Below are 569 nucleotides of genomic sequence, written 5' to 3'. Positions count from 1 at the left end.
AGCGACTCAAAACCGGGGACGCTTAATGCTTTTTTGAACAGTCCAGGGCAGGATGAACTGTCGCCTGCAATAGTGGCAATAGTGGATGAAATGCGTGCAGCGGCAGCGGCGTATGCAGAGGTTGCCTCTGATGCCGCAATGCGCGCCAAAGTATCAGCAGAAAATGCACAGAACAACGCTGACGCTAACACGTACTACACCACGCCAGAAGACGCTGACGGAACGATAGCCGGTTTGGCCGGAACTCCAAACGGGAAATCATTCAGGGTAGGTCAAGGCCCAGGTAAAGGTTTCAAAACCTACATGAACGTCAATGGGGTTGCGGTGGAAATTAGCGCAAGTGCTGGGGCTAATGTAGTCACTCAATTGCAAACAAGTTTCCATGATTACTCACATGACAATAGCTACCTTCACAGTGAGCTATATTCGGAAGTTGTGTCATCAATTGACTTCAACGATATTGGCAATATTAATCTCGGTGATACATCACTTATCCGTATCACTGACTTAAACACACATGATGCATTCCTGAGTACAATTCAGTTTTCTCAGGTTTCATCCTCTACCTT

Annotated in this window: 1 protein-coding gene; it reads left to right on the top strand. The window is 46.9% G+C overall.

From position 1 onward, the window contains the following. Window positions 1-569, top strand: a 569-nt coding sequence (locus AC2FC2_RS26955) for a prophage tail fiber N-terminal domain-containing protein (protein WP_490660206.1), incomplete at both ends; no start/stop codon positions are given.

Source organism: Serratia sp. CoH_122_TC_1 (assembly GCF_058191755.1).
The sequence above is the reverse complement of the archived record's forward strand: the minus strand, read 5'-3'. Positions and strand labels throughout refer to the sequence as shown.